The organism is Streptomyces thermovulgaris, assembly GCF_002155915.1.
GTDB classification, from domain to species: domain Bacteria; phylum Actinomycetota; class Actinomycetes; order Streptomycetales; family Streptomycetaceae; genus Streptomyces; species Streptomyces thermovulgaris.
In genome coordinates this window covers 1-3,026 of sequence record NZ_MUME01000431.1, presented here as the reverse complement: position 1 = coordinate 3,026, position 3,026 = coordinate 1, and the positions used below count along the sequence as shown (strand labels likewise).

2 protein-coding genes are annotated in these 3,026 nt (G+C 72.9%); both read left to right on the top strand.

What is annotated here, in order from left to right; translation table 11 throughout:
• The first annotated feature begins 118 nt into the window (after positions 1-118).
• Complete coding sequence (locus CCN35_RS25925; protein WP_086794532.1) at positions 119-2,203, top strand: YhgE/Pip family protein; 2,085 nt, start codon at positions 119-121, stop codon at positions 2,201-2,203.
• A 76-nt stretch (positions 2,204-2,279) separates the two neighbouring features.
• Positions 2,280-2,891 carry a TetR/AcrR family transcriptional regulator gene (locus CCN35_RS25920; RefSeq protein WP_067392771.1) on the top strand — a complete coding sequence of 204 codons (612 nt, stop codon included), beginning with the start codon at positions 2,280-2,282 and terminating at the stop codon, positions 2,889-2,891.
• Positions 2,892-3,026: the final 135 nt, after the last annotated feature.

Here is a 3,026-nt window from a genome sequence, read left to right as displayed (position 1 = left end):
GCCCCCGGCAAGCCCATCGCCGACGCCCCCGCTGCCGACGCCCCCGCTGCCGGCAGCTCCGGCAGCCCCGCCGCCGGCGAACCGCGCGACCCGGCGACGACGAGGAAGGAGGAGGCCGATGCGCTCGCCCAGGCTGGCCTTTCTTGAGCTGAGGCGCTTCGGCCGCGGCAGGCTGCCGCGCGCCGCCCTGGTCGCCCTGCTGGTGCTGCCGCTGCTGTACGGGGCGCTGTACCTGTGGTCCTTCTGGGATCCGTACGGCCGCCTCGACCGCATCCCCGTCGCCCTCGTGAACGACGACCGGGGCGCCACCGTCGACGGCCGCAGGCTCACCGCCGGCGACGACCTCACCCGGGAGCTGCTCAAGAGCAAGGTCTTCGACTGGCACGAGGTGAGTGCCGCCGAGGCCCGCCGGGGCCTCGAGGACGGCACGTACCACCTGTCGCTGACCATGCCGGCCGACTTCAGCCGGCGGATCGCCTCCAGCGCGGGCGACTCCCCCGAGACCAGCGCCCTCCAGGTCCACACGAACGACGCCAACAACTACGTCGTCGGGCAGATCGCGCGGACGGTGTTCAGCGAGGTGCGCGCCGCCGCGTCCACCCGGGCCTCCCGGTCCTACCTGGACAAGATCTTCGTGTCGTTCTCCGACATCCACGACAAGACGGTCGAGGCCGCCGACGGCGCCGACCGGCTCAAGGGCGGCATCGGCAAGGCCGAGCGGGGCTCCAGGGATCTCGCCGACGGTCTGACCCGGGCCAAGAAGGGCTCGTCCGAGCTGTCCAAGGGGCTGAGCAGGCTCCACACCGGGGCGCGCTCCCTGGAGACCGGCTCGCAGCAGGTCGCCGACGGCACACGGGCGCTGGCCGAGAAGATCAACGCGCTCGACGGCACGGTGGGCCCGTTCCTGAGGAAGAACGAGAAGTCGATCGGCGACTCCGCCCGGCAGGTCGCCGACTCGGCCCGGACGATCCGCCGCACCCTCGGCACCCTGGTCGAGCAGGCACCGAAGACCGCCGAGGACGCCCGCTCCGCCTCCACCGCCCTGGACGGCGTCCACGCCCGGCGCTGCGACGAGCCGGAGACACCGGACGACGCCTGCGCGGACCTGCGGCAGGCCAAGGAGGCCGCCGCCACCGCCGCGAAGACCGCCGACGACGTCGGCACCCTGATCGCGGACAACAGCGGCACCCTGAAGAAGCTCGACGCCCGTCTGGCCACCCTGGAGGAGCGGGCCCGGGCGCTCGCCGACCGCGCGCCGCACCTGTCCGAGGACCTCGACGACGCCGTCCGGAAGATCAACAAGCTGAACGAGGGCGCCGTCAAGGTCGCCGAGGGCGCGAAGAAGCTGCGCGCCGGGATCGGCACGGCCGGGACCGGGGCGAGCGACCTCGACAAGGGCGTCGGCAGGCTCGAGACGGGCGCCATCGACCTCAAGGGCGGGATGTACAAGCTGGTCGACGGCTCCGGCAGGCTCGCCGGGGGGCTGCACGACGGCGCCGAGCGGATCCCCGACTACGACAAGGAGGAGCGCGACCGGCGCACCGCTGTCATGGCCGACCCGGTCCAGCTGACCTCCCGGCCCCTGCACCAGGCGCCGAACTACGGCACCGGGTTCGCCCCGTACTTCATTCCGCTGTCGCTGTGGGTGGGCGCCATGGTGGCGTACATGCTGATCCCGCCGCTGAACCGGCGCGCCCTCGCCGTGGGTGCCTCCTCCTGGCGGATCGCACTGGCCGGCTGGCTGCCGGTGGCGGCGATCGGCGTGCTGCAGACGGCGGCCCTGATGGCGGTGCTGCACTGGGCGGTCGGACTGGAGATGGCGCGCGCGGGCGGCACGATCGCCTTCCTGTTCCTGGTGGCGGCGTGCTTCGGGGCGATCATCCAGTGGCTCAACGCCCGCTTCGGGCCGGCGGGCCGGATCCTGGTCCTCGCCCTGCTGATGCTCCAGCTGACCTCCGCGGGCGGCACGTATCCCGTGCAGACCAGCCCGGGCTTCTTCAACGCGATCCACCCCTTCCTGCCGATGAGCCACGTCGTCGACGCCCTGCGCAGACTGATCACGGGCGGCGGCCTCGGCCCGGTGTGGCTGGCCTGTGCGGTGCTGACGGGCTTCACGGCGGCCGCGCTCGCGCTGACCGCGCTGGCGGCCCGGCGCCGGCAGGTGTGGACGCTGAACCGGCTGCATCCGGAGCTGAGCCTGTGACCGGGCCGCCGACCTCCCCTTCCGCACCCGTGAGGAGTCCGCACCCATGACCTCCGCACCTGTGACAATCAGGGCCATGGAACGCAGCAGCACCCGCCGCGAGGCCACCCGGCAGAAGCTCTACGAGGCGGCCGTCACGCTCATCGCCGAGCAGGGGTTCTCCGCCACCACCGTGGACGAGATCGCCGAACGGGCAGGAGTCGCCAAGGGCACGGTCTACTACAACTTCGCCAGCAAGTCCGTTCTCTTCGAGGAGCTGCTGCGGCACGGGGTGGGGCTGCTCACGGCCTCTCTCAGGGAAGCGGCCGAGCGGACCGTGCGGGAGGGCGGCAGCCGGGTCGACGCCCTGGACGCGATGGTGCGCGCCGGGCTGGTCTTCATCGACCGCTACCCGTCCTTCACCCAGCTGTACGTGGCCGAGCTGTGGCGCACCAACCGGGCCTGGCAGTCCACCCTCATGGTGGTGCGGCAGGAGGCGGTCGCCGTCGTCGAGGACGTCCTGCGCGAGGGCATGGCGAACGGCGAGTTCAGCGAGGAGATCGACGTGCCGCTCACCGCGGCGGCGCTGGTCGGCATGGTGCTGGTGGCCGCACTGGACTGGAAGGCCTTCCAGCCGGAGCGCTCCCTGGACGACGTGCACGCGGCGCTGTCCCGGCTGCTGCAGGGGCGGGTGAGCGGGCGCCCCTGAGAACGCGGCGGGCGCTCCCGGGAACGGGGTGCCGAAGCACGGCAAGCGCCGGTGCGGCGTGGCCGCGTCCCCCGCGGACCACGCCGCACCGGCGCTTCCTCGTTCCCCCGTTTCCCCCCAGGTCCCCCCTTGGCC